The 21574-nt window shown below is 61.0% G+C and carries 19 protein-coding genes; 7 read left to right on the top strand and 12 right to left on the bottom strand.

Going from position 1 to position 21574, the window contains the following annotated elements; all coding sequences use genetic code 11:
* Positions 1-2: 2 nt before the first annotated feature.
* Positions 3-869, bottom strand: a complete 867-nt coding sequence (locus ACSHT2_RS09520; RefSeq protein ID WP_440641331.1) for a MaoC/PaaZ C-terminal domain-containing protein — start codon at positions 867-869, stop codon at positions 3-5.
* 233 nt (positions 870-1102) lie between these two features.
* Here ACSHT2_RS09520 and ACSHT2_RS09525 point away from each other — a divergent pair, with 233 nt between their 5' ends.
* Complete coding sequence (locus ACSHT2_RS09525) at positions 1103-1972, top strand: IclR family transcriptional regulator (RefSeq protein WP_440641332.1); 870 nt, start codon at positions 1103-1105, stop codon at positions 1970-1972.
* Positions 1973-1994: 22 nt separating this feature from the next.
* Here the strand turns inward: ACSHT2_RS09525 and ACSHT2_RS09530 are convergent, their stop codons facing one another.
* Positions 1995-3551, bottom strand: coding sequence for a class I adenylate-forming enzyme family protein (locus ACSHT2_RS09530; RefSeq protein WP_440641333.1), 1557 nt, complete (start codon positions 3549-3551; stop codon positions 1995-1997).
* 112 nt (positions 3552-3663) lie between these two features.
* Here ACSHT2_RS09530 and ACSHT2_RS09535 point away from each other — a divergent pair, with 112 nt between their 5' ends.
* Entirely contained in the window at positions 3664-4470 is an 807-nt protein-coding gene (locus ACSHT2_RS09535; protein ID WP_440641334.1) for an enoyl-CoA hydratase/isomerase family protein, read from the top strand.
* Between the two features lie 102 nt (positions 4471-4572).
* On the opposite strand, the gene ACSHT2_RS09540 is transcribed toward ACSHT2_RS09535, so the two are convergent.
* The 4 genes from ACSHT2_RS09540 to ACSHT2_RS09555 form a co-directional block, all read right to left on the bottom strand.
* Positions 4573-4962: a response regulator transcription factor gene (locus ACSHT2_RS09540; RefSeq protein ID WP_440641335.1), complete on the bottom strand. Its 390-nt coding sequence runs from the start codon at positions 4960-4962 to the stop codon at positions 4573-4575.
* The gene (locus ACSHT2_RS09545) at positions 4959-5606 is read right to left on the bottom strand and encodes a response regulator transcription factor (protein ID WP_440641336.1); all 648 of its coding nucleotides are present in this window, start codon (positions 5604-5606) and stop codon (positions 4959-4961) included. The genes ACSHT2_RS09540 and ACSHT2_RS09545 overlap by 4 nt, the downstream gene beginning before the upstream one ends.
* Entirely contained in the window at positions 5603-7786 is a 2184-nt protein-coding gene (locus tag ACSHT2_RS09550; protein WP_440641337.1) for a PAS domain-containing protein, read from the bottom strand. Before ACSHT2_RS09550 ends, ACSHT2_RS09545 begins: the two co-directional genes overlap by 4 nt.
* Positions 7787-8052: 266 nt before the next feature.
* Positions 8053-8700: a response regulator transcription factor gene (locus ACSHT2_RS09555; protein ID WP_440641338.1), complete on the bottom strand. Its 648-nt coding sequence runs from the start codon at positions 8698-8700 to the stop codon at positions 8053-8055.
* Positions 8701-9291: 591 nt separating this feature from the next.
* Here ACSHT2_RS09555 and ACSHT2_RS09560 point away from each other — a divergent pair.
* The 5 genes from ACSHT2_RS09560 to ACSHT2_RS09580 are packed head-to-tail and all read left to right on the top strand — an operon-like array spanning position 9292 to position 13749.
* Entirely contained in the window at positions 9292-9882 is a 591-nt protein-coding gene (locus ACSHT2_RS09560) for a DUF302 domain-containing protein (protein WP_440641339.1), read from the top strand.
* Positions 9883-9923: 41 nt separating this feature from the next.
* Complete coding sequence (locus tag ACSHT2_RS09565; RefSeq protein WP_440641340.1) at positions 9924-10376, top strand: lipocalin-like domain-containing protein; 453 nt, start codon at positions 9924-9926, stop codon at positions 10374-10376.
* A 22-nt stretch (positions 10377-10398) separates the two neighbouring features.
* Positions 10399-11343, top strand: coding sequence for a 3-hydroxyacyl-CoA dehydrogenase NAD-binding domain-containing protein (locus ACSHT2_RS09570; RefSeq protein WP_440641341.1), 945 nt, complete (start codon positions 10399-10401; stop codon positions 11341-11343).
* 34 nt (positions 11344-11377) lie between these two features.
* Complete coding sequence (locus tag ACSHT2_RS09575; RefSeq protein ID WP_440641342.1) at positions 11378-12871, top strand: CoA transferase; 1494 nt, start codon at positions 11378-11380, stop codon at positions 12869-12871.
* A 53-nt stretch (positions 12872-12924) separates the two neighbouring features.
* Positions 12925-13749 carry an SDR family NAD(P)-dependent oxidoreductase gene (locus tag ACSHT2_RS09580; RefSeq protein ID WP_440641343.1) on the top strand — a complete coding sequence of 275 codons (825 nt, stop codon included), beginning with the start codon at positions 12925-12927 and terminating at the stop codon, positions 13747-13749.
* A gap of 156 nt (positions 13750-13905) precedes the next feature.
* Here ACSHT2_RS09580 and ACSHT2_RS09585 read toward each other — a convergent pair whose 3' ends face one another.
* The 6 genes from ACSHT2_RS09585 to ACSHT2_RS09610 form a co-directional block, all read right to left on the bottom strand.
* The gene (locus ACSHT2_RS09585) at positions 13906-15519 is read right to left on the bottom strand and encodes a GMC family oxidoreductase (protein WP_440641344.1); all 1614 of its coding nucleotides are present in this window, start codon (positions 15517-15519) and stop codon (positions 13906-13908) included.
* A gap of 70 nt (positions 15520-15589) precedes the next feature.
* Positions 15590-16369 carry an alpha/beta fold hydrolase gene (locus ACSHT2_RS09590; RefSeq protein ID WP_440641345.1) on the bottom strand — a complete coding sequence of 260 codons (780 nt, stop codon included), beginning with the start codon at positions 16367-16369 and terminating at the stop codon, positions 15590-15592.
* A 127-nt stretch (positions 16370-16496) separates the two neighbouring features.
* On the bottom strand, positions 16497-17513 hold the full coding sequence (locus ACSHT2_RS09595; RefSeq protein ID WP_440641346.1) for an alcohol dehydrogenase: 1017 nt from the start codon (positions 17511-17513) through the stop codon (positions 16497-16499).
* A gap of 139 nt (positions 17514-17652) precedes the next feature.
* Entirely contained in the window at positions 17653-18411 is a 759-nt protein-coding gene (locus tag ACSHT2_RS09600; protein WP_440642806.1) for an alpha/beta fold hydrolase, read from the bottom strand.
* A 100-nt stretch (positions 18412-18511) separates the two neighbouring features.
* Entirely contained in the window at positions 18512-20134 is a 1623-nt protein-coding gene (locus tag ACSHT2_RS09605) for a GMC family oxidoreductase (protein WP_440641347.1), read from the bottom strand.
* 79 nt (positions 20135-20213) lie between these two features.
* Complete coding sequence (locus ACSHT2_RS09610; protein WP_440641348.1) at positions 20214-21074, bottom strand: alpha/beta fold hydrolase; 861 nt, start codon at positions 21072-21074, stop codon at positions 20214-20216.
* Positions 21075-21574 lie beyond the last annotated feature (500 nt).

Genomic DNA, 21574 nt, shown 5'->3' on the forward strand with positions numbered 1-21574 from the left:
GCTCACATGGCCGCGACGCTGGCGAGCCCGTTGTTGATGACGACGACGTTGCGCTCGGCGACCTTGGCCCGGAAGGAGACTGCGCCGGCACCGTCGGTCCAGGCTTCGGTGACGATCGTCTCGCCCGGATAGACCGGCGAGCTGAAGCGGACCTGCATCTTGGTCAGTCGCGAGGGCTCGCCGCCGCACACCATCTCGACCAACGCGCGGCACACAACGCCGAAAGTGCAAAGGCCATGCAGGATCGGCCGCTCAAAGCCGCCCTTTATCGCCACGGCCGGATCGGCATGGAGAGGATTGTAGTCCCCGGAGAGCCGATAGATCAGCGCGGCCTGCGGCAGCGTCTTGATGCTGGAGACGATGTCTGCGGCCCGTTCCGGTAGGGGATGCGGTGCCGGCAACGGCCCGGACGGGCCGCCGAAGCCGCCATCGCCGCGCAGCATCGTGGTCGAGGTCAGCCGGCAGAGCAATTCGCCGGATTCGCGGTCGACCACGTCGCGCTCCGACAGAAGGACCGCGCCCTTGTCCGCGCCCTTGTCGATCAGGCCGGTGACGCGCGAACGTCCCACCACGGAGCCCTTCGCAGGCAACGGCTTGAAGATTTCAAAGCCCTGCTCGCCGTGCAAGACCTTGCGCCAGTCGGCTCCGGTCCGGGGATCGCCGATCCAGAAGCCGGGATATCCAAGGACCACGGCCATCGAGGGCAGAACCTTGAGACCGTCCTCATAGACATATTGCAGCTGGCGTGCGTCGAGCGGATCCGAGCCCAGGCCGACGCCGAGCGCGTACAACATCGTATCGCGCTCGGTGTAGGTCTGCTCGATGGTCGGAATGGGCCAGTTGCGCAGCGCTTGGGGGTCGATCGCCATTGTCGGTGTTTCCTGTTGAGCTGACGGGAAACTTGCCATCGGCAGGTCGCGAAGACAATATGCGAAATCGATTTCCGCATTTGTCCGGTTGACGAATTCGACGGATTGCAGAACAAACGAGGTGGACAAGCGCACGCAGGACCTTCGTGCCGCTGGAGCAAAGAATGACGAACAGGAAGCGAAATCCCCGGACTGGAAGCCCCAGTCCGGCCGGATCGAAGAAGGCTGCAGGCATGGCGCAGGCCGGAGCCGGCGAAGCCGAAACCAGGCCGCGAGCCGACAAGCAGCAGCTGCAGCGCGCGGCAAGACGCCCACGCTCGACCGAGACCGAGGCCGACGATGCCGGCGGCCGCCTGTTCGTATCCGCGCTCGCGCGAGGCCTCGACGTGCTGAGCGCGTTTCGTGCCCGCGACCGCGCGCTCGGCAACCAGGAGCTTGCGGAGCGGACCGGCCTGCCGAAGCCGACCATCTCGCGGATCACGCATACGCTGACCCAGCTCGGCTATCTCTCCTATGATGCGCGGTCGACGACCTATCAGCTCGGCAGCCGCGCCATTTCGCTGAGCTACGCCGCGCTTGCCAATCTGGACGTCCGCAACATCGCGCGGCCGATCATGACCGAACTGGCGGAGACCAACAATCTGCACGTCGCGCTCGGCACACGCGACCAGCTCATGATCCTGAACATCGAAACTTGCGAAGGCCACGGCCTGGTGGGTCTGCGGCTACCGTCGGGCTCCCGCGTACCGATGGCGATCACCGCGATCGGCAAGGCCTACCTCGCGGCCATCAGTGAAGACGAACGGAACAAGATTCTCTCCGAGATCAGCAAGCAGCATGGAAGCGAATGGCGTACGATCGTGAAGTCGGTCGAACGCTCCATCGGGGAGATCGAGAAGCGCGGGTTTTGCACGTCGGCAGGAGAGTGGCGCAAGGACATCAATGCGGTCGGCGCAGCCATCATTCCGCCGGGTGGCGGAACCGTGTACGCGTTGAGCTTCGGCGGACCGGCCTACCTGGTCTCGCAGGAACAGCTCGAGCACGAATATGGTCCTGCCATTGCCGCCGCGGCGAAGACAATCAGCGCCTCGCTCGGCGCATGAGGCGCCGGCGCGGACACATCGCTTAGTTCCCGCGGCGGGCATGCCCGTCCCAATGCGGCTTGCGCAGCGCCTCCTTGTTGACCTTGTTGGCGCTGGACAGCGGCAGCGGATCATCGCGAAACTCGATGCTGCGCGGGCATTTGTAGTCCGCGATGACCGCCCGGCAATGCGCGGTGATATCGGCCGCCGACAGCGATGATCCCGGACGCCGTACGACGACGGCGTGGACCGCCTCGCCCCATTTCGGATGCGGTATGGCGATCACGGCGCACTGCAGCACCTCGGGGTGCGAGCCGACCGCGTTCTCGACCTCGATCGAATAGACATTCTCGCCGCCGGTGATGATCATGTCCTTGATGCGATCGGAGACATACAGATAGCCGTCATCGTCGAAATAGCCGGAATCGCCGGTATGCATCCATCCGCCCTGCAGCGCTTTCGCGGTGAGTTCAGGCTGCCGCCAGTAGCCCATCATGACCATCGGTCCCCGCACCTGGATCTCGCCGACCTCGCCTCGCTTCACCTCGCGATCGTCCGCATCCGCGATCCGCACTTCAGCCGAAACGATCGGTCGGCCGGCCGAGCGCAGACGATGCCTTGGAGCGGACGGCAGATGATCGTCCGGCCCGAGGATCGTTGCAACCGGCGACAGCTCCGTCATCCCGTATGACTGCGCGAACCGGATTCCCGGGAAGCGGTGAAGACACTCGCCGAGAACCGCCTCGGGCATCGGCGAGGCGCCATAGGTGATCAGCTTCAGGCTGGAGAGATCGTACCTATCGAGGTCGGGTAGTTGCAGGATCATGCCGAGCATCGTCGGCACGAATGTCGCGACCGTCACCTTGTGCCTGGCGATCGCCTCCAGCACATCCGACGGCGTGAAACGGGGAATGACGACGTGCTGCCCGCCCATGAGAGACGTCGTGTAGACGCGCGCGCCGGCACCCAGATGAAACAATGGTCCCGCGTGCAGGGCGACCGTCGACTGGCCGAAGCCGAAGCTCATCGAGGTCACGATGGCGTTGACCCACAAATTGCGGTGGCTCAGCATGACGCCCTTGGCCTTGCCCGTGGTCCCGCCGGTATAGAAGATGCACGCGAGGTCATCGCCGCTTCGGAGCGCGTCCTCGCAGGCCGCGGCCGCCGCGACCAACGCTTCGTAGTCGTGCGTTCTCGGCAAGCCCTGCCCTCCGGATGCCGCGACGAGCGCGGTCAGGCTGGAGCAGGCCTCCATGACCTGCACCGCGTGCTCCAGGAAGGTTCCATCACAGATCAGCACTGTCGGCTCCGCGTCACGCACCTGTTCGATCATCTCGGCGAGCGAAAAGCGCGAATTCACCGGCACCGCGACGCCGCCGGCCCACAGCGCAGCAAAGTAGCACTCGACGTAGTGATTGCCATTGACGGCCAGGATCGCGATGCGGTCCCCCGGTCCGACGCCAAGCTTGCGGAGCGAGGACGCCAACCGCGAGACCCGGTCCAACAGCTCTCCATGGGTCAGGCGAAGCTCGCCCGCGACAAGCGCCGTCGTGGTGCTCCTGAAGGATGCCGCTCTGCGGAGTCCTGCCGTCAAGTTCATGTCATCCTCCGCGCTTCCGTTCCCTGTGCTCTCTTAGCACTGCGAAAATGAATTTCGCAAATCCCGAGAGTGCTGTATATGGCAGAATGACAGCGATATGGGTGGAAACCAGATGACATCAGACATGACGCGGGACGGCGAGGCTGTCCTGTTCGAACGCCACGAGGACGTCGTCGTTGTGCGGCTCAACAGTCCCGCCAGGCGGAATGCACTCGAACTCCGCGTCAAACAGAAACTCGAAACCGGGATTCCCGAATTGCTCGGTGACCGAACGATCCGCTGCCTCGTCATCACAGGGACCGGCGACGCATTCTGCGCGGGCGGCGACATCAACAACATGGGCGAGCGGGATGCACCCAGCGTCAGAAAGCGGATGCAAGCCACACATGCATGGGCCAAGAGGCTCCTCACCGCGGAGAAGCCGGTCGTGGCGGCGGTCAACGGCGCAGCTGCCGGGGCCGGCTTTTCACTCGCCCTGCTCTGCGACCTCGTTCTCGTTTCCGACAAGGGATATTTCCGCGCGGCCTTTCCGGGCCTCGGTGCGGCGCCTGATCTCGGCCTCGCACTGACGCTGCCGCGGGCCATCGGCTCGTCGCGCGCTAAGGACATCCTGCTGACCAATCGCCGCGTCGAGGCTGCTGAAGCCGTGTCGATCGGCATCGCCAAGCGGGTGGTTCCGGCCGCCACCTTGCTCGATGAGGCTGTGGCGCTTGCCAAGGAACTGGCCGCCGGGCCGGCGACGTCCCTTGGGCTCACCAAGACGCTGCTGAACAACGCCTACGGAACGATCGAGGACTTCTTCGCGGCAGAAGCCTTCGCGCAGGGTGTGGCCTTCGGCAGTCGCGAATTCGCCGAGGGCGTCGATGCATTCCTGCACAAGCGGAAGCCGGATTTCCGGAAGGTCACGCGCAACCGTTGATTGGAGGCTGCACAGCCCATGCACTCTCGTCAGCGAAGCGCGACAATGCTGCGCTGCCTAACTAGCAAAGACCTCTCGAGTCATGAACTCCATCTGCCATGATTACTTGCCTTGTGACGAAGCCAAGAGGGCATGCTTGACCGCCGCCAGCAACGCTGGACCATCGAACGGCTTTCGAAAAAAGCCTTGATGGCCCTGGGCCGCGGCGCGCTTTTGGGTTGCGGCTTCGGGTCGCGCCGTAATGAAAATGATAGGCAAGTCAGGACGCACATCTCGTGCCAACCGATGCAGCTCGAAGCCATTGATGAGCGGCATTCCGATATCGGCGATCAGACAATCGATCTCGGGCAGAACATCGTCTTCGAGGAGAGACTGGGCAGAGGAAAACGAGCAAACCGAATGTCCCGCCGACTCCAGGAGATCCTGGAGTGACTCGAGAATTCGGACGTCGTCGTCAACAACGGCGATTTTAGACTGATGCGAACCCCTCATTTCGAAGCCATTCCTGCATGACGAGAATGAGTGATTGGTATTTCAAGCTTCTCGGCAATTCTTACGAGATCGGCCAGCGACGCGGCCTCCATTTTCTGCATGATCCTGCCGCGGTGGATCTGAAGCGTCACTTCACTGATTCCGAGTTCCGCGGCGGCCTGCTTGTTGAGCAGGCCACTAGCGACCAACGGCAGAACCTCGCGTTCGCGGGGAGTCAGGCAGGAAAGGCGTTGATGCAGCTTGGCCAGCTCCGCTCTCTCCACGCGGGAGACGCGATCCTGACCTACCGCCGCGTTGATCGCCTCTATCAACTCCGATTCGCTGAACGGCTTCGCTAGAAAATCAACGGCGCCACCCTTGATTGCTCGCACCGACGACGGAATGTCACCATGTCCCGTGATGAATACGATTGGTGGGTGATCTCCATCGGCAATCTGCTCTTGAAACTCCAAGCCGTTGATATCCGGCAGTCTCACGTCCAGAACCAGGCAGGCGGGCTGGTCGGGCCTCGAAAAGGCGATATACTCTGCGGCTGACCCAAATCCGAGAGCACGCAAACCCAGGGACATCAGGAGTTCGCAAAGTGCTTCGCGTATCCGATGGTCATCATCCACGATGAACACAATAGGCTCTTCCGCAGTCATTGCGACTCTCTCGAATACGCAGGAAGGGTGAACGTGAGCGTTGTTCCGCGGGGCTGGTTCTTGGTAGCCCGCAGGCGACCGTCGTGGGCCTCGATGATCGAACGACAGATCGCCAGGCCCATGCCCATGCCGTTCTCTTTCGTGGTGAAGAACGGTTCGAATATCCTCTCCACGTCCTCGACTCCGCCGCCGCAATCCCAGATTTCGACCAGCACCTCGTTCATCCCATCCCGCCGCGATCGGATCAACAGCGACTTTGGATAGTCGACGCTCGACTCCATCGCATCGATTCCGTTCCGAGTCAGGTTAACAAGAACCTGCTGAATCTGCACGCGATCGACCAAAGTCAGGGGCAAGTTCTCTTCCAGGTCGGTTTCGATACTGACGCCTTTCTTTGTGACATGATCGGTGATCAGCTTGCACACTTCGGAAATCACCTCATTCAAGTCGACAGCGAGCCTGGTCGAGGCGGTCTGCTTGAACAGCGCGCGGACTCTGCTCACCACTTCGGCTGCCCCATTCGCATCGCGAATGATCCTCTCGACCGTGACTTGCGCGCGTTGCAGGTTGGGAGGTTCAGTGGACAACCAGCGTTGGCACGCATGACTGTTGGCGATCACAGCCGCCAACGGTTGATTGACTTCGTGCGCAATCGAGGCGGATAGCTCCGCGAGGCTTGCCGCCTGCGAAGCGCGCGACAGCCTGTCCTGCGTTGCGCGAAGCGCGTCCTGCATCCGTGTCTCATCTTCGATATCGACGCACACGCCGTACCATTGGACGATAACGCCATCGCCATTGCGCAACGGCTCGGCACGTAAATCGACCCAACGGTACACCCCATCGACCCGGCGAAGCCGATGCCTCATGCCAAGTGCTGCTTCGGTTCGCACGGAGTGAGACCAAAGTCGTTCCAGCTCAGCAAGTTCATCCGGGTGGACAATGGCTTGCCTCGCAAGGGATCCCAGGCTTCGACCTTCCGAATGCTCGAAGCTGTCCAACGTCATGCCCGTAAAGTCGACCATGCGCTTGTTCAAATAGGATGGCTCACCATCGGGAGTCGCACACCAGACGAGCGCTGGAATGGCGTCGATGAGTAGACGGAACTGCCGCTCGCTGTCGCGCAGCGCATCTTCCGCGCTCTTGCGGTCGTCGATGTCCGTGAACAATCCATACCAGCGCACCACGTTGCCATGCTGGTCAACAGTCGGCTCGACGCGTGAGTGGAACCAGCGATAGGTGCCATCATGGCGTCGAAAGCGGTGTTGGAAATCTGTTGGCTCGCCGGTCTGCACTGCGCGTAGCCACGCTGTCAGCGTGGCCTCGCGTTCTTCCGGATGAATGACGTCGAGAAAATTGTGCCCGGCCAGGTCGGACATCACCACTCCGAAATAATCCAGATCTCTCTTGTTGGCGTAGTCGAGCCTGCCGTGGGAATCGGCTGTGGCGATCATTCCGGGAACATTGTCGAGAATCGACCTGAGATTGGCCTCGGTGGCGCGCGCACTCTCCTCAGCTCCCTTCTGGTCGTCGATATCAATCCCGGTTCCGTACCATCTGACGATCTTGCCCCTCAGGTCCCGTTTGGGACGAGCAACAGAGCGGAACCAGCGATAGGTGCCATCGGGGCCACGGGCACGGTGCGTGACTTGCAACTCTTCTCCAGTCTCCAGGGATCGCGACCAGAGAACCAAAGTTCGCTCAAGGTCGTCCGGATGAATGGCGTGCCTGCAACGGAAACCGCCGATGTCGAGGACATCGAGGTACGCTCGAGCGTTGGCATTCATATCGGTTAGCCGCCCTTCTGCGTCGCAGGTCCAAGCTAGGCCGGGAATGCTTTCCACGATACGCGTCTCATAGCCAGCGCGATCTATCCCGTCCCGCGCTCGTGAGTCCTGAATAAGCAGGCCGACGGCGATCACCGCAGCCAGAAATGCAGCAGATTGGAGATAGATTTCGATATCTGGCGCGATGTCGATTCTGGGCAGCAAAACGAAGAGGCCGACCGCGAGACCGCAAGTTGCGATGGAGAGGATACCGCAAGATTCGCCTCTACAAATGTAGAGCGCGGTAACCGCGGCCAGCAGGCCGGATACCTCACCGGAAATGCAGGCCAGGACCATCCCAGCTGCGCCGACCGCAATGGCCGGGCCGTACGGATGGACCGAAGAAGATGCCGTCATCGCATAGGACCCTCTCTGTTACTGAGCCTCTGCGGTGCTGATGCCGTCGTGAATCGAACCCCGGGGGCGTGATCGTCGGCCTGAATTTCTATAGGCCCGCAAACAGGATCAGGATTCGTCCCGGACTATATCAGAGCGAATTGCCGCAAGACGTAATGGAGAAACGTTATGGACAAGGCGACAGCTTGCCTTGGCCGGATCGCCGCTCACAAGAACTGTTCTCGGGTGTCGGCGCCGAACGCCGACTTTTTGGTTTCAACACCCCTTCATTTCGAAACTATTCCCGCATTTCGCGAATGGGTTATTGGTATCCCCAGCTTCCCGGCGATCCTGACAAGATCGGGCAACGACGCCGTTTCCATCTTTTGCATGATCTTGCAGCGGTGGATCTGAAGTGTCACCTCGCTGATACCGAGTTCGGCTGCTGCCTGCTTGTTGAGCAGGCCACTCGCAACCAACGGCAGAACTTCGCGTTCACGAGGTGTCAGGCGAGAAAGACGTTTCCGGAGATCGGCCAGCACCGACCTTTCCAGGCGGGATATGCGATCTTGGTCTATCGCCGCATTGATCGCCTTTATCAACTCCGATTCACGAAACGGCTTCGTTAGAAAATCGATTGCCCCGCCCTTAATCGCTCGCACCGAAGATGGAATATCGCCATGTCCGGTAACAAATACGACGGGCGGGTGATCTCCATCGGCAATCTGCTCTTGAAACTCAAGACCGCTGATATCAGGGAGCTCCACGTCCAGAATCAAACAGCCGGGAAGGTCGGGTCTCGGAAAGGCAGCGTACTCGCCGGCAGACCCAAACCCGTGAGCGCGCAAGCCTCGCGGCGTCAAGAGTTCACAAAGCAACTCGCGCACGTGTTGGTCGTCGCCCACGATGAAGACGACCTGCTCTTCGGGAATCATTGCGACGTACTCGAATCCGCGAAAAGGGTGAATATGAGGATGGCTCGGCGTGGCTCGGCGCGCAGCCGACCGTCGTTGGCCTTGATGATCGAGATACAAATCTCCAGACTCATATCCATGCCAGGTGGACAATCGTTCATGCTGCGGTTTGGTGCATTTATTCAGTGCTATTTGGGCTGGGGGTAGACGATCGCAACGTCATATCGTGCCAAAAAAGCGTCCAAGAATGCCAACCATCTCAAGTGCCAGAAAGGACGGGAGCCAGCCGATCCGACAACTGATGCTTCGAGCACCGTATCCGTGCAATTGACTATCATGAATCCAGTAAGCGGACCTCACTTCAAGAGCCGCCGCCTTCATTGCATGTTCAACATCATTTGATCACGCAGTGAATGAAGCCCCGGCACTGCGACGCAGGACGGTGTCCCACGGTTCGCTTGTTTGCGGTTTTGAGCCCATGGAACGGGTGCGTCGGGATCGCGGATCCTCCGTTCGGCTCGCCATTCTCGTCTTGATGCTGATAGAGAGACCGACCGATCACGGGGCCGAAGCTTTGGTGACGCCGCAGCACCGTTTCCATCACGCATTCACATGATAGCTGGCTCGCTGCACGTGATGATACAAGTTGAGCCGGTCGACATCGATCGCGGCGACGATGTGGCTCGCAAACACGAGGCAGACATGATCGACAGCTTTACCGTCCAGCACTGCGAACATGTAAGTCAGCGTCCTTTCGCGGCCGTCGTCGCGGCCTTCGAAGCAGAGCTCGGCAGCGTCGAGGACCGCGACATCATCCCGCGCGAAGTCGCTGCGGCGACCGGCCAAGCCGACTTCGAGGCCCGCATCAGGGCCTACGAAGGCCGAAGCGGTTTCATGCGCTTCTTGACCAACGACCACGGCGCCTGGATGGCGAGGGTGGGCGCGCAAGCCAAGATCCGGTCGTACACGATCGGCAATCCGCTGGTGGCCCAGACCATGATCACGCATGACCCCGGCGTCGGCCTCAATGTTCCAGTAAGAGTCCTGATCTACCAAACGCCATCCGGCGAGGTTCGCCTGGCCTATGATCTGCCTTCGTCTTTGATGAGCCGGCTGCACAACGACAACGTGTCAGCCGCAGCTCTTAAGCTCGATGCCAAGCTCCGCGCTCTGGCGATCCTCGCAACCGGCGCCGAGGCCTGATCCGTTCGAAAGCGACCGGGCAATCGCTCTAGGAGTGCGCGATGATTACACGAACACAATTAGCCGGCGCCTGGTCTTTGGAAAGCTACACGGAGACCGACGTCCAGTCCGGCGAAGTCAGCTATCCGATGGGGAGGCACCCCGAAGGACTGATCCTCTATACGTCCGATGGGTATATGTCGGCCCAACTGGGGTCTGGCAGGCGCGATCGCTTCAAAAGCCAGGACCCTTACGGCGCATCGAGCGAAGAGTACACGGCAGCCGGGCGCAGTTACATTGCTTATAGCGGCCCCTTCTACTTCGACGAGAGCAATGGCCGGCTGGAGCACGAAATGTTCGTGAGCTTCTTCCCGAATTGGCAGGGGCAACGGCAGGTGCGTATCGCTGCGATCGACAACGACAGGCTTCATCTCGGTCCGGACCGCCCCATGCCGTTCAACGGCCGGCTCAAGACCGCGAGCCTGATCTGGAAGCGCGCCCTCCCCAATTCCTGAACTGAAGAGGCGAAGACGAGCCATGTCTCAGAATAGATTCACCAGGATCGGCATCGTCGGGACCGGCGTTATAGGCGCGAGTTGGGCGGCCTACTACCTGTCTCGCGGCTTCGACGTTTCGGCGACAGATCCGGCGCCAGCTGCCGAGGAAAAGCTTCGCCATCTGATCCAAAGTTTCTGGGAGCCGCTCAGCCGCGGCGGACTTGCCGAGGGCGCTTCTCTCGACCGCCTGACCTTCGACGCCGATCTCGGCAAGGCGCTCGCGGGCGTGGGGTTTGTGCAGGAGAACGGGCCCGAGCGGCTCGACATCAAGCGTCGTCTTGTTGCCGAGATTTCGTCCGCTATCGCAGACGACGCGATCATCGCAACTTCCTCCTCCGGCATTCTCATTTCGGATATGCAGGACGCGGCGAAGAACCCTGGCCGGATCGTTCTAGGCCACCCCTTCAATCCACCTCACCTCATTCCATTGGTCGAGGTGGTGGGTGGAAAACTGACTTCGGCGGAGACGATCGAGCAGACACTGGCCTTCTACACCGCTATCGGCAAGAAACCGATCCATATCAGGCGGGAAATCAAGGGGCACATCGCCAACCGCCTCCAGGCCGCGCTGTGGCGCGAGGCATTTTACCTGGTCGACCAAGGGGTCGCGAGCGTGTCCGACATCGACACGGCGATTGCCCACGGACCCGGCCTGCGCTGGGCGCTGCTGGGGCCGTTCATGAACCTGCATCTGTCGGGCGGCGCCGACGGCATCGGCCATGTGATCGATCATTTGGGACCGCCGATCGAAAGCTGGTGGCGCGATCTAGGCGACTTGTCGTTCACACCGACCGTTCGCGCCGAGGCTGTCAGCGGCATCGAGGAAGAACTGAAAACGCGGTCCCTCGAGGCGATGACCCGGGCCCGCGACGATGTCCTGATTCAGCTCCTCTCCCTTAAAGCCGCCGCGCCGACGCTGCCCTGACCGTGCGGGCCGCAGGCAACGAAGGACGTCCACCATGCTCCCTATCCAGACACGCATCAGCGCGGCGATAGCCAAGCCCATCTCCGATGACCGAACCATCGATCCGATGCGCGAATTGCGCGAGGCGCTCGCCGCCACGGGACACACCCCCGCCGATGGAGGCGGCTCCGTTCACTTTGAAGGGCGCGACCCCATCATCTCCAGTCCATGGCCGCTGGCGACCATGGCCGGCGTGGCGCTGATGGCGAAGGCCGTCGCCATGGCGGACATATGGCGGCTGCGCACCGGTGAAGCGCAGGACCTGTCGGTCGACCTGCGACAGGTCCTGCACAGGCTCTGCCCGTTCTACGATAGAAAGTGGGAATTGCTGAACGGCTATGCGCCGGGCGCGCCGTCCGATCCCACGAACCCGTTCATGCCCAGCCACATGTACCGGACGCGTGACGGGCGATGGGTCCAACTACTCAACATTTACCCACGCGCCAAGACAGCCGCTCTCGCGTTTCTGAAGACAAACGACAATCCGGACGCCATCGCCAACACGGTATCATGCTGGAGCGGCCTCGATCTGGAAGAGGCGGCCAATGGAGCCGGCCTGCAGGCGACGATGGTGCGAACGGTCGAGGAATTTTTGGCGGAAGAGCAGTTTCGCCACCTCGCCGCGCTGGACTTGGTTCAGATCGATAAAATCGGCGAGAGCGACCGCGTGCCTTTCACACCGGTTCCCAAGGCACCCCTTGATGGGATTCGAGCGCTCGGACTCGGACACGTGATTGCCGGCTCCGGCCTTGGCAGGGCACTGGCCTATCACGGAGCCGACGTGCTCAACATCTGGCGGCCGACGGACTTCGAGATCGATCTGGTCTACTACACGGCCAATGTCGGCATGCGCTCGTCGATCCTCGATATCGCCGAGCCCGACGCCATGGCCCGTTTCAAGGCGCTCGTCTTGGGCGCTGATGTGTTCTTCTCCAACCGGCGCGCCGGGTACCTTGAAAAGTATGGCCTGACCGCAGAGGAGCTGGCCGAGTTGCGGCCTGGCCTGATCCATGTCGACATGTCGCTCTATGGCTGGTCCGGGCCGTGGGCCGGGCGGTTCGGCTTCGACCAGAACGCCGGAGGCGTGTCCGGCGTGCTTGCCCGCGAGGGGACGCCGCAGCAGCCGAAATTGACGGAGATTTTCGTCGTCAATGACTACGTCATGTCGTGGATCTCGAGCGTCGCGGTCGCCGCGGCCTTGAAGCGGCGCGCCGTTGAAGGCGGAAGCTATCGCATCCGGATCAGTCTTGCCCGCCTGTCGATGTGGCTTTTGCATATGGGCATCTTCGACAAGGCTTACGCGGCATCGGTCGCCGGCAGCCAGGGCGAGCATGAATATCGCCCGCCGGAGCTCTTTCGTGCCGAAACCGCCTGTGGCGACTACCAGGGCGTCACCGACCAGGTGCGCATGTCCCGCACGCCGGGCTTCTACCGCATCCCGCTGGTCCCGCGAGGCGCGAACCGGCCCGAATGGACGGTCGCGGACTGACCGGGCAACGCGGCCACGTAACAGGAGAGATTGTGTCCTCACCAGAGTTTCCTATGACTAAGAAGCAGTCACGTTCCCCGGGAAGGCCGGTCGCACTGATTACAGGAGCATCAAGCGGGATAGGGCTGGAATTTGCCCGGCAGTTGGCTTCGGAGCACGATCTAATCCTTGTCGCCCGGCGTAAGGACTTGCTTGAGGCCACGGCCTCCGAACTCGGCCGAAAGTTCGGGACACAAGTGCAGATATTGCCGGCGGACCTGACCAGCGAGGCGGAGCTGTCGATGGTCGCTGAGCGGATCGCCAACGAAAACAAACTCGCTCTTCTCGTGAATTGCGCTGGGTTCGGGCTGGAAGGATATTTTTGGAAGGCCGAGCTTGCTCAGCAAGAGAGAATGCACCGCCTGCACGTCATGGCAACAATCAAGTTGAGCCACGCGGCATTGAAGAACCTCGTTGCGAAGGACTCTGGTGGCGTGATCAATGTGAGTTCTGTCGCGGGCTTTGTGTGGTTTGGAAACGTCAGCTATGGGGCCACGAAGGCTTGGATGAAGGCATTTGGCGACGGGGTGTGTATCGACTTACGCGCCGCGGGCTCGAAAGTAACGATGCAGACGCTCGCTCCGGGTTACACGCATACGGAGTTCCAGCAGGCGATGGGCTTAGACCCCAAGAAGGTGGCTCCGCCCAAATCGTGGTCGACGGCCAGCGACGTGGTCAGCGCTTCGCTTGCGGGATTGGAAAAGGGGAAGCATCTCGTGGTGCCTGGATGGCGTAACCGGGCACTTATACGACTGTTTGCTTTGCTGCCCTGGTCGCTGCGACAGAGCTTGTTGGCTCGCAAGGCGAGAGAGGGTCGTGGCGGTGCTGCGGCCGAATGACAAATGTCGCCGCTGGCACGTTCCTGGCGACCGATTTGGCCACCGACGTGCTCATTGCTTGCGATCCTCCACGATACGGGCAATCTTCCGCGGAGAGACGCGCGCCTTCCCCACCCGGCAGTTGATCTTCAATCGCTGGAACGAAGCCGTTTCGAGTCACATCTGGTGCTCGCGCTTCAGCATTTCCGCCGCACGCTCGCCGATCACGACGCAGGGGCCCATGGTATTGCCTGTCGTTACGCGGGGCATGATGGACCCGTCGGCAATCCGGAGATTTTCTATCCCGTAGACCTTGAGCTTGTTGTCTACCACGGACATCGAGTCCCGCCCCATTTTGGCGGTACAAGTCTGGTGCCAATAAGTGAGAATGGAATCTCGAACCAGATGTTCGAGATCAGGCCCCTTCAGGCCGCCGGGAATCACTTCACGCTTCACAAACGGACGCAGTGCAGAGGAATGAGCTATTTCACGACAAAGTTCGATGCTGCCCAGAAACGCCTTCAGATCGTCCGGATCTCCGAGGAAATTGGCGTCAATCTCCATCGTGTCGAGCGGATTTGGTCCTGTCAGATGAAGCTGCCCCCGACTCTTGGGCCGCACGACACCTGGAACGAGCGTCCACGCGTTCTTGGGCGCATTAAACTTCGCTGTTTCAGGGCTTGTATAAGCACCTTCAAGATGGACACATTGCATGTCCGGGGTGTCGAGAGCACCGTCGCTCCTCCATAGAAGGCAAGAATTCCCACCAGGTGGCGCATCGTCGATTTCGTGCTCCCACACACAGCCGAAAAGCAGAAGATGATCCTGAAAGTTTTTGCCGACTCCAGGAAGATGCTGCACCACCGGAATTCCGAAACGCCGCAATTCATCTTCATGTCCAATGCCGGACTGCATCAACACTTTCGGCGTATTGATCGCGCCCAGCGATAGGACAATCTCGCGCCCGGCAGAGATACGACGGACTTTGCCATCGTAAGCGATTTCGACTCCGGTTACCCGCTTCCCCTCGAACACCAAACGCGTGACCATGGCCCGTGTGAGTACCGTCAGATTCGGTCGATCCATGTATGGGAATGTGTATGACCGGAATATCGAGAGCCTCTTGCCATCGCGCTGTCGCAACTCAACTTGGGACCATCCTCCCTCGCACTCCATCATTCGGCCGTTGAGGTTTTCGAATGCAGGAATACCGACCGAACGCGCGCCCTCGGACACCGCAAGAGAAAGAGGCGTCGCGCGGGTGGGTTCTACGTATACGAGTCCTCCGGTTCCCCGGAATTTCGGATCCGGCATACCCTGCCAGTCTTCCATGCAACGATAGATTTCCAGGACAGATTCATAGTTCCATGCCTCGTCGCCAGCCTCCGCTGCGAAGAAGTCCCAATCATTTTTGTGTCCACGTACCCAATACATGACGTTGATGCTGGACCCACCGCCCAGCACCTTGCCCATCGCCATTCGAAGGATGCGATTGTTAAGGTGGGGATTTGGCAGCGCTTGAAAATCCCAATCGCGTTCACTCCCAAGATTGGACGCCCACTGGCCCGCGTCCATTACGCTGGGCACGTCGTCGGAACCTCCAGCCTCAATCAACAAAACACTGATCTCGGAATTCTCGGCCAGCCGTCGCGCCACCACCGAGCCCGATAAGCCGGCCCCGCAGACGATGAAGTCGTACCGGGATCGCAGATTGTCAGCCAGTTTGCACTGATTGATACGCACCCGCTCAATAAATGCAGCGGTCTCGGAATTTTGTAAAGAGACGGTCACACCAATATCCGTTACCGGTGGATTGCCCCGTCCGCTCCAGACGCGATCGCTTTCGCCTGGCGGCCGGCGGCTAGGTGGGTTGGCCGGCAGCTTCCAGGATAAGCCGGGTGATCTCGTCGGGATGGGAAATCAACGAGAGATGGCTTGATTTCACTTCGACGGTCTTGGCGCCCATGCGCTTGGCCATGAAGCGTTCGAGGTCCGGATTGATCGTCCGATCTTCGGTCGAAACGGCATAGAAGCTCGGCTTCGACCGCCAGGCCGCATGCGCCGTCTTGCCAGTCAGCAGGGCTTTTTGGAACGGTTCCTGAACTGCGTAGAGAACCTTCGCCTTCGCTTCCGGCAGGTCACCCGCGAAATCGCGCAGGAAAGCAGCTTCGCTCAAACGCCCCTCTTCGCCGTCGAAGACGATTCCGGCGGATGCCGGCGGTGTGGGAAAGGTCTTGGCCAAGGCCGTGTAATCCTCCGCCGCATCCGGCGCCCGCGCCGCCACATAGACGAGGGCCGAAACGTTCGAATGCATGCCGGCTTCGGTGACGATCATCCCGGAAAACGAATGCCCGACAAGAACGGTCGGGCCATCCTGCCGATCCAGCACGCGTTGCGCCGAGGCGACCGCCTCGGGCAGCGTCGTCAGAGGGTTTTGCACGGCCGTGGCGTTGAGCCCCGCCGCCTGCAATCTTGCAATGACTTCGGACCAGCATGACCCGTCGGCGAACAATCCGTGCACGAGGACGACGTTGCGCGCCTTCGGCGGCGTGGAAGTGGCGGCCATGCCGCGGGTGGCGATTAGCGACGCAGCGGCGCCGGCGACTACGGTCGTTGAGAAGCGACGTCTGCTCATCATCATGATCCGTCTTCCTTTCTTTATGGTGGGACGCTTGCTTTTGGCAGGGGAATGGCAGCGACATCACCACCGTCGAGATGCTGACGTCGTCCGCCCATGCCATTGAGCAGACATTGAACGGGTCGGCGGCTCAGTCCATCCTGATGACAACTTTGAACCGCGCCTTGCCACTCATCATGCGATCGTACGCCGCCTGGGCCTCCTCGAGCGGAAAGACTTCATTCCTCGAACTGATGCCGTGTAGCTTGCTGAAGGCGAACGTGTCCTCGGAATCGACTGCGACGCCCGAATACCAGCCCTTCACGGCAGCACGCTTGATAAGCAGGGCACCAAACGTGTCGATATCGAAGGTGCCTACCGCGCCGATCACCATCAGCGTCCCATTTGGTCCGAGGCCTCCTACAATCGCCTTCATTGCGTCGGCATTACTCACGGTTGCGATGATCGCCTTGGCGCCCCCTCGGGCCTGCAGAGCCTCGACGACGTCGCCGTCCTCGCTGTCGATGTAGTCGTGGGCGCCGAGAGCTCGGGCGATCGCCTCCTTTTCCCGGCCGCGATTGACGGCGATCGTCCGAAAGCCGAGGCGTGCAGAGAATTGAATGCCAAGATGGCCAAGACCGCCCACGCCCTGGATCACGACGAGATCGCCTGGTCCCGCCCCACTATTCCGAAGAGCATTGAACGTGGTGAGGCCCGCACAAAGCAGCGGCGCGGCCTCCACTTCGTCGAGGTCCAACGGCACATGGGCGACGGCTGATGCATCCGCGAGCATATGGGTGGCATAGCCGCCGTCCCGCGTCACGCCGGTCGCTGCTCCCAAGTATTTTTCGCAAGCGAACTGTTCGCCGCGGCGGCAGCGCCGGCAGTGCCCGCACGAGCCTCCGAACCAGCCGACACCTGCCCGATCACCAACGGCCCATCCACGCACGTTGGCCCCGACTGCCTCCACCGAACCGATGACCTCGTGCCCGGGCACGCGAGGATATTGAAGACCCGGGAAATGGCCTTCGACAGTCACCACATCACTGTGGCAAACGCCGCAGGCATGAACCCGGATCAGGAGCTCTTCAACGCCGGGCGTCGGAACCTCGCACTCGACTCGTTCGAATTTGGCGCCCGGTCGGGGCACTTGCATTGCAATCATCATGATCGATTCTCCTTGCGGGTGCGGCGCGCCGGCTATCGACATGTCGGCGTCACTTGGTTGTTGAATACGCCAAGATGTCATCTCCGTTTCGGAGATAGACCTTCTGAAGAAGGACCCACCGGAGTTGGGCGCGCCATTCTTACTTAGCGGCAGCCGCCGCGGCCTTTTCGATCAGATTTGCTACGACTGACGGATGGGAGATCATCACGACGTGGGAAGCACCCCGCACGACAATGGTATCCTTCGCACCCGCACGCTGCGCCATGAAAGCATGTACGGCTGGTGGGATGACCTTGTCGGCGCTGCCATAGACGAACCAGGAGGGAATGCTCTTCCACGCTGGCGCACCAGAAACGCCCTTGAGCGCCACGTCGGTCACGGGACGCTGTGTCACTGCCATGAGCGCGACCTGCTTCTCGGCAACGTCGGCCGCAAATACAGGGCGGAACTTGCTTTGTTGGACATAGAGATCATGGGCGCCATCGGCCAGCGCAATAGGCGGGGCCAATGCGTCAGGAAGGATGCTTCCGGGGAATTTTCCGGTGAGATCGAATGCGCTCTCACCAGCATCCGGAGCATAGGCCGCTACATAGACCAGAGCCTTGACGTTGTCGGCGCCGGTCGTGGCGTCCGTGATGATCGAACCTCCATAGGAGTGACCGACCAGGACCACCGGTCCTTTGATGTTTTTGACGATGCCGGAAACGTAATCCGAATCGCCCTTGAGGCTTCGAAGCGGATCGGCGGCAGCGATGACCATATATCCGTCGGCCTGAAGCCTGGAGATGACACCGTCCCAGCTCGACGAGCCTGCCAGCGCACCGTGGACCAGAACAATGGTGGCCTTGGTCGGTTCAATCGTGGCGGCCGAGGCTCTAGCCATTGGCACGGTCAGCATGCCGATGGCGCCAAGAGCCACGAGCACGGGAGATGCCGCTTTCTTGAAGCGCGTTATAAGTTTCATTGAAGTATTCCTTTGTTCGTTTGAAGGGTGGGGATCAAAGCTGCCGCTCGCGGGCGATTGCCCTGCTCGCCTGCTCGCCGATGATGACACTCGGCGCCATGGTGTTTGCCAAGGGAACCCGCGGCATCACAGAAGCATCGGCAATACGGAGACGGTCGACGCCGTAGACCTTGAGGCGACTGTCCACGACGGACATCTCATCCCGCCCCATCTTGGCGGTACAGCTCTGATGCCAAATGGTCGAGACACCATCGCGGATAAAATCGTCCATGGCCGCAGGATCGAGTGCTGTCGGCATGACCTCCCGCTTCACGAAGCGCCGAAGCGCCTTCGCATTGCCGACCTCTCGCGCAAGCTTAACGCACTGTCGCAATGCGGTCAGGTCGGCCGGATCGGAGAGGATCTGGGAGTCTATCAAGATGGGATCTTCGGGTTTGGCGCCTGTCAGGCGTAGACGCCCCACGCTGTGAGGACGCAGCAGCGCCGGGAAGATCCCCCAGGATCCGGCCGGGATGGCGTAACGCCCGGCGAGCTCGGGGGTTGGCACCGGGAATTGAATCTGGAGCAACTGGATATCAGGACTGTCAAGCGCCGGCGCGCTTTTGGCGAAGATGGTAGCTTCGCCGCCATTGCCATGGGGGGCGACCGGCTCCGGATATTCCCAGATGCAACTGGTAACCATGATGTGGTCCTGGAAGTTGGCCCCCACTCCCGGCAGATGTTGGACCACCGGAATATCCAGGGATGTCAGCGTTTCGGCATCGCCAATTCCGGACTGCATCAGCACCTTGGGGGTGTGGATGGCGCCAAGGGACAGGGTCACCTCCTGCGAGGCGCGGAAGCGATGGCTCCGACCGTCGAGGATGCACTCCACGCCGACCGCCGCTCCACGCTCGATCAGCACGCGCGTGACCAGAGTGCCGGACAGCACCGTAAGATTTGGCTGGTTCATCAGCGGGAAGGTGTAGGATCGGAAGATCGACTGACGCCGGCCGTCGCGAATGCGCAAGTTGAAGTAGGCCGCGCCCCCGGCGCCTTCCATCATGGAGCCATTCACATCGTCGAAGATGGGGACGCCAAGTTCGGTGGCCGCATCGAGCATCGCGGTTGCGACGGGGTTCGGCTCGGTCGGAGGCGCGATATAAAGGAAGCCTTCTTGTCCGCGTCGGGCAGGATCGGGCGTGCCCTGCCAGTTTTCGATTTCGCGGTAGATGGCCAGAACGGAGTCATAGCTCCAGGCGGGATCGCCGGCCTCGGCGGCAAAGTAATCCCAATCGCTCTTGTGGCCACGAGCCCAGAGCATCACGTTGATGCTCGAGCCTCCCCCGAGCACCTTGCCCATGCTCATGGGGATGGCCCGCTCGTTGAGATGTGGATTGGCCAATGCCTCGAAACACCAGTCGCGCTCGCTGCCCAGATTGCGCGGCCAGGCCGCCGCCATTCTCACCTCCGGTACGTCGTCGCTCCCGCCGGCCTCTATCAGCAATACCGAGACCTCCGGATTCTCGGCCAGCCTCCGTGCCACGACCGCGCCTGATGAGCCGGCCCCGCAGACTATAAAGTCGTAGGTCGTTCGAAGAGCGCCACGAAGTCGAAGCTGGTTTTCTTCGACCTCGCGGGCGAATTCCGTATCGTGACGAGTCGATGTTTCGCTCATATTCTGCTCCAACAGATTGGAAAACCGGGATTTGGCGTCAGCCGATTTGGCCTCTGGCGGGATCGCAGCCAGCTATCGGCTACGCATCCAGGAAGGTCCGCACATGGCTGACAAAAGCCTCGTGGTGCTGGAACAGGGCGCCGTGACCCGAGTCGGGATAGAGCATCAAATGCGCATTGCTCATGGCCTTGAACATCGTATAGGCGTTCTCCGCCGGCAGCATGGTGTCGCTGCTGCCACTGACCACGAGGGCGGGTTGCTTGATGGCACGCAGCATGGCGTGCTCGGGGTCGGGCGTTGCACACCAGGTGATCAGCGCCTTGGCCTGCGGATCGGTCACTGCGCTGCCGTTATCGGTGTCCCGATCTTCCGCGCGGACCTTCGCCCGCTTCAGAAACGCCAGGCCAGCCGACTGGCTGGCCGACGACGGCGTGAAGAACAATGGCAGGCGCGGATCCGGTGTGTCTGTCTTGGAGAACGCTTCCTGGAGAACAGCCAACAGATGCTCTTCTCCGCCTTTGGGAGCGGTGCCCACGAGTATCAGCTTGCGAACCAGCCGACCGTTATCGGCCGCCATCTGCTGAGCGACGCAACCGCCAAGAGAAAAGCCAAGCAGGTCGACTTCGGAGAGGCCGAGCAGGTTGATGAACGTGACCGCGTCGCGCGCCATCGCTGCGACATTGTCGGGGGTTTGGCCTGTCGAACGGCCGACCCCGGCGTTGTCAAAAGCGATCACCGGACGATCGGCTGCGAGAGCGTTCACGACGGCGGGATCCCACGCGTCGATATTGCCGGAAAAGTGCTGCAGCAGAACCAGCGGCGTTCCGGTCGAGGGGCCAAGTTGGCGGTAGGCGAAGCGGATCCCGCTGCCTTCAACGTAGAGGGTGGGTGCAGTCTCCAGCGTGGAGCCCTTACGGTTCGCTGTGTCAAGTTTGGCCATGTCATCCTCCAGACGTTTTCGTCGCAGGCTGAAGTTTGGCCACGCCGTCGAAACAGTTTCCATCACACATTCACATGATAGCGGGCTCCACCGACGCGCTGGTACGAGTCAGGCCGGTCGATGTTGATCGTCGCGAAGACGTGGTCGACGAACAGGAGGCCGCCGTGATCAACAGCCTTACCGTTCAGCGCCGTGAGCTCGTCAACGGGCTGTCCTCCGCGATGGTCAGACCTCGCCCGTCTGGCTCAAACAAGGCAGGCGTGAGCTCAGCTGCCGTGCCATCTGTGGATTCGCTTTCTGCGTCGGGCTGGTTTGGCCGGGCATGGTCGGAAGGACCGCAGCAGCTATCAATCCTGGGTCTTGGCTCAGAATATTGCCACCTTTCTCTCATCCAACATTGCGCCTCGTGCGGCACCAAACGCTGAAATGAGTTGCGGCGCCTAGAAGAGAACTTTGACGATACAGACCATATGCTTCGAATGATCGGCTAATCTTCTTAG

Source organism: Bradyrhizobium sp. PUT101 (assembly GCF_052043945.1).
In the GTDB taxonomy this organism is placed as follows: Bacteria; Pseudomonadota; Alphaproteobacteria; order Rhizobiales; family Xanthobacteraceae; genus Bradyrhizobium.